The organism is Saccharopolyspora sp. NPDC045941, assembly GCF_056431445.1.
In genome coordinates this window covers 84,432-95,779 of sequence record NZ_JBWKKU010000023.1, presented here as the reverse complement: position 1 = coordinate 95,779, position 11,348 = coordinate 84,432, and the positions used below count along the sequence as shown (strand labels likewise).

Genomic DNA, 11,348 nt, shown 5'->3' with positions numbered 1-11,348 from the left:
CCGCTAGCACCCCGGATCAAGCGCCCCGAGGTTTTCGCCTTAGAATCGAAAACGTGCCATATCCTAACATCGCAAGTTGTGCGGACAAGGGCGACGCTGGTCACGAAGTGCTCGCCGGAGTCCTCCAGATCCGCGACGACGGGCTGCGGGTGCTGCTCTGGCAACGCGCCCAGGAACCGGACGTGCACCGCTGGTCACTGCCCGGCGGGCGGCTCGCGTCGACCGAGGACGTCGAGACCTCCATCCGCCGCCAGCTGGCCGAGAAGGTCGACGTGCACAAGCTGTCCCACGTCGAGCAGCTCTCGGTGTTCAGCAACCCGGACCGGGTGCCCGGCCGCCGGGTGGTCGCCACCGCGTTCCTCGGCCTGGTGCCCTCCGACATCGACCCCGAGGTGCCCGCCGACACCGCCTGGCACCCGGTCGACGCGCTGCCGCCGACGGCCTTCGACCACGAGCTGATCGTGCTCGCCGCGCAGGACCGGCTGCGCGCGAAGCTGTCCTACACCAACATCGGCTTCGCGCTGGCCCCGGCCGAGTTCACCGTCTCGGAGCTGCGCCGGATCTACTCCGCCGCGCTCGGCTACCAGGTCGCGGCGACGAACTTGCAGCGCGTGCTGTCGCGGCGGGGTGTGCTGGAACCCACCGGCCGGACGGTGCCCGCGGGCCCGGCAGGCGGCCGCCCGCCCGCGCTGTTCCAGTTCACCTGCCGGGACCTGCAGGTCACGGACCCCTTCGCGGTGTTCCGCCCGCCGGCGTAGCCCGGCGGACGCTCCCGCCACGCGGAAAGGATCGTTTCGCAACCGTCACCGCGACCGCCGGAATCAAGCCCATCAAAGCCGCCGCAAGCGGCACAGCCGCTTAGCCCACGTACGCAACCGGCACCGCTGCGGGTTCACGGTGCCCACCCCTCCTGGGTTCTCCCGGCGAGGACAGCCTCGACGTGGTGAATTGGACATTCATGAGGTCGGGGATCCCACAGCGAGAAGGCCTCAGCAACTCCCGCAGGGGGCCGCCACCCGCACCGCCACCCAAAACGAGCCTGGAAACACTTCACTGTGGTGCCATCGGGTGATTCGGCACGTAGGTTTGGGGCGTGATTGACGTGCTGCCGTTGTTCCCGCTGGGCTCCGCGCTGCTGCCGGGCGGCCACCTGCCGTTGCACATCTTCGAGCCGCGCTACCGGCAGCTGGTCACCGACCTGGTCGGCGAGGAGCTGCCCGACCGCCGGTTCGGCGTGGTGGGCATCCGCCAGGGCTGGGAGGTCGGCGAGGACAACGTCGACTCGATGTACGACGTCGGCTGCTCGGCGCTGCTGGACCAGGTGCGGCAGCTGCCCGGCGGGCGCTACGACATCAGCGCCGCCGGCGAGCGGCGGTTCCGGCTGCTGCAGATCGACCGGACCGCGGCGCCGTACCTGATGGCCGAGGTCGACTGGCTGCCGGACACCGCACCGGAGCACGACTCGCCGGCCCGCCGCGAACACCTGATCACCGCCGCCCGCTCGGCCCACCAGCGCTACCACGACACCGGGCTGCGCGGCGGGCGGCGCGACGTGCCCGGCGAGGACGCCGATGCCGCGGCGCTCTCCTACCTGCTGGCCGACGATTGCGTGCTGACCGTCGAGGACCGGCAGGAGCTGCTGGCCGAGACCGATCCGCTGGAGCGGCTGCGCAACATCCGGCGGTTGCTGCTGCGGGAGGCCGAGTTCCTCCGCGAGCTCCGCGCGGTTCCGGCGCCGCTGACCGAATTCGCGCAACACGCCAGCGTCAACTGAGGTACTCGCGCGCCTCGCTAGGATCGCCGCATGTCATCACCTGGCAACTGGGGCTCCAACGAATACGGGCAGTACGACCCGATCACCGGGCAGCCCATCGCGGGCAATCCCGGCGGATCGGCGCCGCAACCCGGCGCGCAGTACCAGGGGTTCGGCACGTTCTCGCAACCCCAGCAGCCACCGCAACAGCCGCAGCCGCAGCCGCAGCCGCAGCAGCAGCCGGTCCATCCGGGCATGGCCGGCGGCTACCAGGTGCAACCGGCTCCGCCGGGCAAGAGCCGCGGGCCGCTGATCGCGGCGATCGCGCTCGCCTCGGTGGCCGTGATCGCCATCGTCACGACGATCGTCGTGCTCAGCACCTCCGGCGGCCCGTCGGTGGCGTCGCCGCCGCCCCCGGCCCGCACCAGCGCGCCCACCAAGCCGACCACCAGCGCGCCCTCGCCCACGTCGGGGGTGGCCAACCCGAACCTGACGCCGGTGGTGGGCGGCTGGCAGGTGGCGACCGTGCCGAAGCGCGGCGCGATCTACGACCTGCCGGCCGGCCAGGGCTGGAAGCTCGACCCCAACCCGGAGAACGTCCACGCCTTCGGCCCGCCCGACGACCCGGTGACGATGACCGGCGTCGCCGACTACATGGAGGGCTTCTGCCCCGGCGACGCCGGCAGCTTCCGGGCGACCACGGGCGTGAGCGCGCGCAAGGGCCCGGACGACACCTCGGTGGCCAACGAGACGGCGCAGAAGCTGGCCGAACTCGCTTACGTCCGCGACGGCAACAAGCCCCTGGTCGTCCTCGGCCCGCCGGAGCAGGTGCAGCTCCCCGGCGGCATCCCGGCCGTCCGGGCCACCGCCCGCGTCACGCTGATGGCGCCCGGCCCGTGCGATTCGAAGAACGCCGCGGTCAGCGTGCTCGCCACCAACAGCGACGGGCAGAGCTCGATGGTGTTCCTCGCCGTCGCCGATCAGGACGTGCCGGACGCGGTCTCGATCGACACGCTGAACAAGATGACCCAGTCCCTGCGCGCGATGCCCAAGTGATCGATCAGCGCAGGCGGCGGCCGAGGTCGTCGAGGCCGTTCCAGGAGGCGGCGAGGCCGTAGCCGAGCGCGACGCCCAGCGGCTGGAGCAGCAGCACCCAGCCGCTGGCGACCTGCGGGGCCACCGTGATCAGGTCGCCCAGCTCCGCGTTCGGCGGCATCGCGTAGAGGCCCGCGGCGAACGAGGTGCCCATCTGCACGCCCAGCCACGACGAGATCAGCGCGCCGAGCACACCGGCGATGAGCAGCACCGGGCCGCGGCGCCCGCGCAGCAGCCACAGCACCGCGGCGGTCAGCAGCCCGGCGGCGAAGGCGAGCAGGGCGAAGATCGCGATCGCGTCGAAGTCGTGGTAGCCCTCCACCAGCAGCGGGGTCAGCCTTCCCCGCTCGCCGAGCACGCTCTCCTGCGGCGGCGCCAGCCGCGACCACACCCAGCCGATCGGCAGGCCCAGCAGCGCGATCAGCGACACCGCGCTCACCGCGGGAAGCAGGTCGGCCTTGACCACCACGGGCGGCACCGGCGGGGCCAGGCGCGGCACCGGCACTTCCGCCGCGGCATCGGTCCTGGGCTCGATCCGCTCCGGGGCGGCGCGCGTGCCGCCGGACTCCACCGGGCTGTCCGCCACCCGACGACCTCCTCCTAGCGGCTACCACGACCGTTCTGCTGCGTCACCCTAGCGTTCCGCCGCACCCTGCCAGCATCACCCGATGGCGGGGCGCAGGGCGCACATCAACTATTCTGCGCGAGCCCCCATGTCAGCTACGCCGAAGGACGCGCGAAGTGGCGGGAATCCTGCCGAGTCCGCTGTTGACCGGACCGAGCCCGATCGACGAACCTCGCCGAAATTCGGCCGTCCGGCTGCCGCTGCGCAGCACCGTCGTCGAGCTGCTGCTGGGCGCGTTCGTGGCGGCTGTGGTGAGCCTGGTGCTGCAGTTCGCCATCGCCAGGTTGAGCATCAGCGAACCCAGCTTCGCGCCGGAGGCCCTCGCGGCCGTCAGCAGCGCGCTGGTGCTGGCGGTGCTGTTCCTGCTGCTGGCGTTCGGGCATCGCCGTTCGCCGCGGTGGGCGCGGGTGTCCGGCACCTGGGTGGCGCTGAGCGCGTTCAGCACGTTCGCGCTCGCGATCCCGTTGCAGGCCACCAGGTTCTACTACGGCGGGTCCTCCGTGGACAACGGATTCCGCCTGCAGTACATGACCCGGATGGCCACCACCCGGGGCCTGGCCGACCTCAACTACGCCGACACCTCCCCCTACTACCCGGGCGGCTGGTTCTGGCTGGGCGGCCGGTTCGCCAACCTCATCGGCTGGGAGGGCTGGGCGGCGTACAAGCCCTACGCGCTGGCCTGGGTGGCGGTGACCACCGTCGTCGCCTTCACGCTGTGGAGCGTCGTGGTGCGCCGCCGTCTCGCGCTGCTCGCGGCGGTGGTGACGGCGCTCGCCGGCATGCTGCACGGCATCGAGGAGCCCTACGCGTGGCCGTCGGCGGCGTGGCTGGCGCCGGTCGCGGTGCTGGCCTGGCACGCGCTGCGCCGCCAGGAGCGCGCTCCGCGGTGGGCGCTCGTCTGCATCGGCGGCTACGTCGGTTTCGCGGCGATCACCTACACCCTGCACTTCGCGTTCGCGGTGCTGATGGTCGTGCTGATGGCGGTGCTCATCGGCGCGTTCCGGGTGCACCAGGGGCAGCGGCTGTGGCCGACGGTGCGGCAGCTGTTCCTGCGGCTGCTGCCGATCGGCATCGTCAGCCTCGTCATCGCGCTGCTGGTCTGGTTGCCGTACCTGCTGTCCACGAACTTCCTGCTGGCCAACCCGCGCAGCGCGGCGCAGCACTACCTGCCCGAGGACGGCGCGTTCCTGCCGGTGCCGATGCTGGAGGGCACCGCGTTCGGGGTGCTGTGCCTGGCCGGGCTGGTGTGGCTGCTGCTGCGGTGCCGCCGCAGCGAGGTCGCCGCCGCGATGCTGACCACCGTCCTCGCCGTCTACGGCTGGTTCGTGCTGTCGACGGTGGCGCTGATCGCCAAGACCACGCTGCTGGCGTTCCGGCTCAACGTGATCCTGGACGTGACGCTGGCCGTCGCGGGCGTCTTCGGCCTGCTGGAACTCATCGGCTACCTGCGGCACAAGCTGGACGCCCGGTACGCGCTGCGGATCAGCATGGTCGCCACCGCGCTCGGGCTGCTCGGCGCGATCACCATCAACCAGGGCGCGATCGGGCTGGCGCTGCAGCCGTCCGTCGAACGCGCCTACGCGGACTACTACCCCACCGGCGACAACGCGATGGGGCAGCGCGATCCGCAGGAGCTCGGCTCGTGGACCGCCGCCGAGGTCGCCGCGATCGCCGAGCTGACCGGCCGCGCGCCGGAGCACAACGTGCTGCTCACGACCGACTACAAGCTGATGTCCTTCAAGCCCTACTGGGGTTTCCAGCAGGAGACGCCGCACTACGCCAACCCGCTGGCGGACTACCAGGAGCGCGCCGCCGAGATCCGCCGGTGGACGACCGCGAAGACCGCCGACGAGTTCCTCGGCATGCTGCACGACAGCCGGTTCAAGACACCCAACGTCTTCGTCCTGACCAACCCGGCGAGCCCGTACTCCACAGTGGAGCTCCCGGATGACGAGGCGGGCAAGCTGGTGCTGCAGCTGAAGGACGACGCATTCCCGCAGTTGCCGAACGTCCGGGACTACGACGTCTACTTCGACCCGGCGGTGTTCGACTCGCCCGCCTTCGCCAAGCGCGAGGTCGGTCCTTACACCATCATCGCGCTGCGCTGACCGGTGCTGTGGCGGATCTTGTAGTTCACCGCCGCCAGCACCAGGGCGATCGACCACAGCGGCCAGAGGAACATCGGCAGCCAGACCAGCGCGTGTTCGAGGCCGAACCCGGTTTCGGCGAACAGCATCGTCAGGATCACCTTGGACGCCGCGAGCACGAGCACGGACACGGTCAGCGCGGGCACGACGGCCAGGTCGACCGGGACCGGCCGCCCGGCCGCACCGGGGATCCAGCGCGGGAACCGCTCGCCCCAGGGCCGGATCAGCCCCCAGGTGAGCGCCGCGCCGCCGGTCGCCGCCAGGGCCAGGCCGAGCCCGGCCAGCACCGCGTCGCGCTCCATCGGCAGGTCGAAGCCCGGCACCTGCAGTGCCATCAGCACTCGCGTGGCGGCGTAGACCAGCGGCGCCTCCATGGCGATCTTGGTCCACCGCCGGGTCCGCGCGGCCGCCCGCACCAGGTCCTGAGCTGCGGCGTTCTCCGTCACCCGGCTCACCAGCACCCACAGCAGGCTCGCGGCGGCAGCGGCGATGCCGACCTGCACCAGCAGCGACGGCGAGAGGTAGATGCCGAGCCTGTCGGCGTGCCCGGTCAGGGCCGAGAACGCCATGAACGGCAGGTATCCGATGGCGGCCAGCACGCCCGCGTCCAGCAGCAGGGCCAGCGCGCCGACCGCGGCCACCCCGGCGATCCGGCTGCGCCCCCGCACCGCCGCGACGAAGGTGAGCGCACCGACCGCGGCCAGCACCAGGTGCGCGGCGGGTTGAGGCAGGAACAGCAGCGATCGCCCGAAGCTGTCGTCCGCCACGGCGAGCGGGTTGGGGATTCCGGTCGCCCAGCACAGCAGCGAGATCGCGATCAGGGCCAGTCCGGTGATTCCGGCCAGGTAGACCGGGAAGCGGTGTCTTTCGCTTGTCATGCCCCGATGTTCGCCGGGAGCACCCCTCGCGGACTTCCTCCGCGACGGACCCGCTCCCTCCTCCTCGAGGAGGAGGCGCGGTCACACCACGCCGTTCTCGTAGGCCCAGATCACCGCGTGCAGGCGGTCGCGGACCGCGAGCTTGCGCAGGATCGCGCCGACGTGGGTCTTCACCGTCGTCTCCGCCAGGTGCAGCTCGGCGCCGATCTCGGCGTTGGACGAGCCGCGCGCCAGCGAGACGAGCACGTCGCGTTCCCGGGCGGTCAGCGCCTCCCACTCCGGCCGTTGCCGGGGCGCCGCGCGGCGGGCGAGTTCCAGCAGGCTGCCGGTCGCGCGGGGCGAGACGATCGAATGTCCCTTGTGGACCGTCCGGACCGCTTCGACGACGTCCTCGCCCGGCGTGTCCTTGGTGAGGAATCCGCTGGCGCCGGCTCGCAGCGCGGCGAACAGGTTCTCGTCGAGGTCGAACGTGGTCAGGACCAGCACGCGGGTGCCGGGCACCTCACCGGTGATCAGCCCGGTCGCGGCGATGCCGTCCAGGCCGGGCATCCGGATGTCCATCAGCACCACGTCCACCCGGTGGGCCCGGCACGCCTCGACGGCCTCCCGGCCCGTCGACGCCTCGGCCACGCACTCCAGGTCGTCGTGCAGGCCGATCACGGTGGTCAGCGCGGACCGGATGAGCTGCTGGTCGTCGGCGACGACGACGCGGATCGTCATCGCGCGGAATACCCGAACTCGGCCCGGACCTCGGTCCCGGCACCAGGCTCGCTGCGCACCACGAAATCGCCTCCGATCTGCCGCATCCGCTCGGCCATGCCGACGATGCCATAGCCGCCGCGCGCGGTGAGATCGGCCGCGGTGCCCGGCCCGTCGTCCGACACCGCCACCACGAGCCGGTCCGCGCCCCAGTCCAGGGCGACCCGGCAGGAGACCCCGGAGCCGACGTGCTTGAGGGCGTTGGTGACCGATTCCTGGACGATCCGGTAGACGGCGTGGCGCTGCGCGGTGCTGATCTCGCGCGGGGTGCCGGTGCCGACCAGCTCGACGTCGGCGCCCGTGCCGCGGAACTTCTCGACCAGCTCGGCGAGATCGCCGCCGGTCTCGATGCTCTCGTCGCCGGCGCGCAAAACGCCGAGCATGCTGCGCATCTCCCCCATCGCCTCCCGGCCGACCTCCACCGCCGTGCCGATCATCGCCCGCGCCTTCTCCGGATCGCGGTCGAAGACCAGCCGCGCGGTGTCGGCCTGGGCGAGCACGACGGCCAGCGAATGCGCGACCACGTCGTGGATCTCCCGGGCGATCAGCCGGCGCTCGGCGGCGATGGCGTCACGCACCTGCTGCTCGCGCAGCTGCTCCGCCTGCGCCGCGCGGTCCTCCAGCGAGCGCACGTAAGCGACCCTGATCCGCCGGTAGCGGCCGAGCGCCCAGGCCGCGAGCACCGAGCCCACCGCCCCGGCCCCCAGGCCGACGACGGCGGGCCAGTCGATCACAGGCTCCGGGTAATCGAAAAGCACCCGCGCCACGACGATCGCGGCGCCGAGCAAGCCGCACAGCACCGGCAGCGCGGACCGCTTGGCGTACGCGACGACCGAGTACAGCAGCACCGGGTAGATCAGCGAGAACGGCAGCAGCACGGGCGAGACGTCGCCGGGGATGTCCGGCAGCGCGACCAGCACCAGCATCGCGATCGAGCCCGCGACGAACGCCCCGGTCGGCCGCACCCGGCGGAAGGCCAGGCTCGCGGAGAGCCAGACCGAAACCGCGAGCAGCGCCGCCGACAGCAGCGGATCGGCGCCCCGCACGGCGGCCAGCGACGTGCCGCCGGCCAATGCGAGGACGAGCACCGCCACCACGCCGGCGGCCACCAGCGGTCGGCCCGGCCACGAGATCCGCATCGGACCAAGGTAGCCGCGCCACCCAACCCGAAACCTCCTCCCCGAGGAGGAGATCCTCCGGCCGCAATTTCCATTGAAATCGAAGGTCCGATTTCAATGGAAATTGCGGATTGTCCACATCCTCCGGCATGTCGTGACCCGACACACCGGGGGGTGTGGACAACTTCTTCAATTTCAATGGAAATCGAAGGTCCGATTTCCATTGAAATTGCGGACCCTCAACCTCGGACCGGCACCTCCACCGCGTGTGGTCGCAGTTTCAATTGAAACTGGACGTCCGATTTGAGCCAGTGGTCCGCAGTTTCAATGAGCGTTTTTTATCCTGGTCGGCCCACAGCCGCGGGTAGTAAAGGTGCACGTCGATGAGGTGTCGCATGCGCCGCAGGCGCATAGCCCACCTACGACACTCGCACCGCCGCGGGTTCTCAGAGGCTTCCTGGCGAGGACGGCCCTGACGCCGTGTATCGGACATACATAAGTCAGGGCACCCACAGACCAGGAAGCCTCTGAGGTTCCGCTACCCGCACCGCCACGCAAAACGAGGCTGGAAAAACCTCAATGGAAAGTGCGGACCGCTCGCCTCGGGTCAGTGCGTTCCGGGGTGGACCGGGAGGCTGCGGAGGCCGTGGATCAGGCTGCTGAAGCGCCACTGGGCGTCCTCCACCGAGCCGGCCGGCCGGAGGTTCGGGAAGCGCTCGACGAGGTGCCGGATCGCGATCTGCGCCTCCAGGCGGGCCAGCTGCGCGCCCAGGCAGAAGTGGATGCCGTGGCCGAAGGCCAGGTGGCCGTGCGCGTCGCGCTGGATGTCGAAGCGCTCCGGCTCGGCGAAGCGGTCCGGGTCGTTGTTCGCCGACGCCAGCCCCACCCAGACGATCTCGCCCGCCGGGATCTCCACCCCGCCGACCTCGATCGCCTCGGCGGTGAACCGGAACGTCCCGTGGATCACCGGGCCGTCGAAGCGCAGCATCTCCTCGACCGCGGCGGGCACCAGCCCCGGATCCGCCACCAGCGCCGCCCACTGGTCGGGGTTGCGCAGCAGCTCCAGGACCCCGTTGCCGATCAGGTTCACCGTCGTCTCGTGCCCGGCGACCAGCAGCAGGAACACCATCGAGATCAGTTCCTGCTCGCTGAGCCGGTCCTCGTCCTCGGTGGCCTCGATGAGCCCGGTGAGCAGGTCGTCGGCCGGTTCGCGGCGCTTGATCTCGATGAGCTCGATCAGGTACTGGGCCATCGCCTCGGCGGCCTGCTTGGCCAACTCGGGGTCCGAGGCGTCGACGAGGGTGTTGGTCCAGGCCCGGAAGTCGTCCCGGCGGGACTCGTCGACGCCGAGCAGCTCGGAGATCACCTGGATCGGCAGCGGGAACGCGAAGGCGTCCAGAAGGTCCACTTCGGACTCATCGGCCATCGCGTCCAGCAGCGTCGCGCTGATCTCCTCGACGCGCGGGCGCATGCCCTCCACCCGGCGCGCGGTGAACGCCTTGACCACGAGCTTGCGCAGCCGGGTGTGGTCCGGCGGGTCCATGTTCAGCATGTGCCCGGCCAGCTCGCCGGCGAACTCCCGGCGGCTCGCGTCCGGCGGCAGCTTCTCGTTGATCACCAGCTTGAGCCGGGTGACGTCCTTGCTGAGCCGGGGGTCCGCCAACGCGGCGCGCGCGTCGGTGTAGCGGGTGATCACCCAGACCTCCAGGCCGTCCCGCGTGACCATCCGCTGCACCGGGGTGGCGGCCCGCAGCTCGTCGAACCGGGCGTGCAGGTGCTGCACGAATTCTTGGCCGAAGACGGGAAGATCGGTGTACGCCTCGGTGGTGGACATCGGGATTCCTTCGCATTAGGCAATCGTTGACCCTGAAATCCAGTGAACTCCTTTCACGTCCGGCTGTCACACCGATCTGAGAGCCGGCTCAGCTATGCGCATTCGGCCGTGCGTCACCGCCACCGAACGGCGCAACGCTTGCGGCGGAAAGCGTTCTTCGACCGATTCGTCACCTCGCCGCTTCGCTGCGGATGGCATCGGTGACGTGCTCGCGGAACCGCCGCGCGGCCGCGGAGAGGTAGGCGTCCCGGCGCCACACGAACGATAGGGTGCGGTGGCAATCGGGCGAATCGACGCGCAGGAGCGCCAGCGGCGCCACGTCGTGGTGGCCGGCCATCTCCGGGACGAAGCCGACGCCGAGCCCCATGCTGATCAGGAACGCCGTCCCGCCCGGCTCGTTGCCCTCGCAGGCGATCGACAGCGGCTGCCCCGCGGCGGCGAACAACCGCTCCGCCAGCACTCGCGGCCAGTAGCCGTGGTCGGTGGTGATGAACGGCTCGCCCACGAGTTCCTCGATGCCGACGCTCTCCCGGGACGCCAAGCGGTGTCCCGCCGGGACCGCGAGCAGCACCTCCTCGCGCAGCACCTCGGCCACCTCCAGCGCCGGGTCGTCCACCGGCTGCGACGACAGGCAGAGGTCCACTTCGCCGTGGCGCAGCCGTTGCAGCATCACCTCCGCCGGCGCCTGGTAGAGCCGCACGTCGATGCCCGGGTGCTCGGCGCGGAAGCCGACCAGCGCGGAGACGACCGTGTACATCGTTTCGGAGGCGACCACGATGCTGCCGTGCGCCAGCCCGGCCGCGTCGGCGAGCTCCTGCCGGCCGTCGTCGAGCTCCCCCAGCGCCCGGTCGACCCTCCGCAGGAACGCCGCGCCGAAGCGGTTCAGCCGGATGTGGCGTCCCTGCCGGTCGAACAGCGGGACGCCGAGCTCGGTCTCCAGCCGCGCGATGGTGCGGCTCAGCGACGGCTGGGAGACCCGCAGCCCCGCCGCGGCCCGGCTGATGTGTTCGTGGCGCGCGACGGCCTGGAAGTAGCGCAGCGGCAGCAGATCCATCAGATCATCATGCCTCATGAGACATGAGTACATAGCGAAATTGGCCTTGGAAGGCATCGAAGAACGCCATTAACGTCGCAATCGA

The 11,348-nt window shown here is 70.9% G+C and carries 10 protein-coding genes; 4 read left to right on the top strand and 6 right to left on the bottom strand.

The window, feature by feature from the left end:
* The first annotated feature begins 107 nt into the window (after positions 1-107).
* The 3 genes from AC07FN_RS20300 to AC07FN_RS20290 all read left to right on the top strand — a co-directional run bounded on the left by AC07FN_RS20300 (position 108) and on the right by AC07FN_RS20290 (position 2,809).
* Entirely contained in the window at positions 108-758 is a 651-nt protein-coding gene (locus AC07FN_RS20300) for an NUDIX hydrolase (RefSeq protein WP_452615598.1), read from the top strand.
* A 338-nt stretch (positions 759-1,096) separates the two neighbouring features.
* Positions 1,097-1,774 (top strand): LON peptidase substrate-binding domain-containing protein, encoded by a 678-nt coding sequence (locus AC07FN_RS20295; protein ID WP_478397037.1) that lies wholly within the window; start codon positions 1,097-1,099, stop codon positions 1,772-1,774.
* Between the two features lie 30 nt (positions 1,775-1,804).
* Positions 1,805-2,809, top strand: a complete 1,005-nt coding sequence (locus AC07FN_RS20290) for a DUF8017 domain-containing protein (protein ID WP_478396998.1) — start codon at positions 1,805-1,807, stop codon at positions 2,807-2,809.
* Positions 2,810-2,813: 4 nt separating this feature from the next.
* Here the strand turns inward: AC07FN_RS20290 and AC07FN_RS20285 are convergent, their stop codons facing one another.
* A complete protein-coding gene (locus AC07FN_RS20285) occupies positions 2,814-3,434 on the bottom strand; it encodes a DUF2567 domain-containing protein (RefSeq protein WP_478396997.1) in 621 nt (206 codons plus the stop codon).
* A 155-nt stretch (positions 3,435-3,589) separates the two neighbouring features.
* Between AC07FN_RS20285 and AC07FN_RS20280 the strand changes: the two genes are divergently transcribed.
* Positions 3,590-5,581 (top strand): arabinofuranosyltransferase, encoded by a 1,992-nt coding sequence (locus AC07FN_RS20280; protein ID WP_478396996.1) that lies wholly within the window; start codon positions 3,590-3,592, stop codon positions 5,579-5,581.
* Here the strand turns inward: AC07FN_RS20280 and AC07FN_RS20275 are convergent.
* The 5 genes from AC07FN_RS20275 to AC07FN_RS20255 form a co-directional block, all read right to left on the bottom strand.
* A complete protein-coding gene (locus tag AC07FN_RS20275; protein WP_478396995.1) occupies positions 5,557-6,498 on the bottom strand; it encodes a hypothetical protein in 942 nt (313 codons plus the stop codon). The two genes, AC07FN_RS20280 and AC07FN_RS20275, sit on opposite strands and share 25 nt — an antisense overlap.
* 81 nt (positions 6,499-6,579) lie before the next feature.
* Positions 6,580-7,218, bottom strand: coding sequence for a response regulator transcription factor (locus tag AC07FN_RS20270; RefSeq protein ID WP_478396994.1), 639 nt, complete (start codon positions 7,216-7,218; stop codon positions 6,580-6,582).
* On the bottom strand, positions 7,215-8,396 hold the full coding sequence (locus tag AC07FN_RS20265; protein ID WP_478396993.1) for a sensor histidine kinase: 1,182 nt from the start codon (positions 8,394-8,396) through the stop codon (positions 7,215-7,217). Before AC07FN_RS20265 ends, AC07FN_RS20270 begins: the two co-directional genes overlap by 4 nt.
* 586 nt (positions 8,397-8,982) lie before the next feature.
* A complete protein-coding gene (locus tag AC07FN_RS20260; RefSeq protein WP_478396992.1) occupies positions 8,983-10,209 on the bottom strand; it encodes a cytochrome P450 family protein in 1,227 nt (408 codons plus the stop codon).
* A gap of 169 nt (positions 10,210-10,378) precedes the next feature.
* Positions 10,379-11,263: a LysR family transcriptional regulator gene (locus AC07FN_RS20255; protein WP_478396991.1), complete on the bottom strand. Its 885-nt coding sequence runs from the start codon at positions 11,261-11,263 to the stop codon at positions 10,379-10,381.
* Positions 11,264-11,348: the final 85 nt, after the last annotated feature.

Coding starts and splice junctions, on each gene's coding strand:
- AC07FN_RS20290 (WP_478396998.1), top strand. CDS start 1,805: ATGTCATCACCTGGCAACTGGGGCTCCAACGAATACGGGCAGTACGAC.
- AC07FN_RS20275 (WP_478396995.1), bottom strand. CDS start 6,498: ATGACAAGCGAAAGACACCGCTTCCCGGTCTACCTGGCCGGAATCACC.
- AC07FN_RS20270 (WP_478396994.1), bottom strand. CDS start 7,218: ATGACGATCCGCGTCGTCGTCGCCGACGACCAGCAGCTCATCCGGTCC.
- AC07FN_RS20265 (WP_478396993.1), bottom strand. CDS start 8,396: ATGCGGATCTCGTGGCCGGGCCGACCGCTGGTGGCCGCCGGCGTGGTG.
- AC07FN_RS20260 (WP_478396992.1), bottom strand. CDS start 10,209: ATGTCCACCACCGAGGCGTACACCGATCTTCCCGTCTTCGGCCAAGAA.
- AC07FN_RS20255 (WP_478396991.1), bottom strand. CDS start 11,263: ATGGATCTGCTGCCGCTGCGCTACTTCCAGGCCGTCGCGCGCCACGAA.